The organism is Pseudoalteromonas sp. GABNS16E (assembly GCF_028598715.1).
Classification (GTDB): domain Bacteria; phylum Pseudomonadota; class Gammaproteobacteria; order Enterobacterales; family Alteromonadaceae; genus Pseudoalteromonas; species Pseudoalteromonas atlantica.
In genome coordinates this window covers 1-255 of the sequence record NZ_JAQREZ010000220.1, presented here as the reverse complement: position 1 = coordinate 255, position 255 = coordinate 1, and the positions used below count along the sequence as shown (strand labels likewise).

The 255-nt window shown below is 42.0% G+C and carries 1 protein-coding gene; it reads left to right on the top strand.

The features are described 5' to 3' along the window. Positions 1-255, top strand: a 255-nt coding sequence (locus PSI06_RS21360) for a sulfatase-like hydrolase/transferase (RefSeq protein WP_273604861.1), incomplete at both ends; no start/stop codon positions are given.

The window sequence follows — 255 nt, the reverse complement described above, 5'->3', positions numbered from 1 at the left end:
TAGTAATTATACTTGAGGAAAGTTTAGGTGCCCGATTTGTTGGACAACTTGGTGGGTTAGGTATAACTCCTGAACTTGATGAGCTATATCAACAAGGGTGGGGGTTTGACAACCTTTATGCTACGGGAACGCGCTCCGTGAGAGGTATTGAAGCAATTACCACTGGCTTTATGCCATCTCCATCTCGCTCGGTAGTTAAACTATCTAAATCCCAGCATAACTTTTTTTCATTAGCTGATGTATTGAGTCAACAAG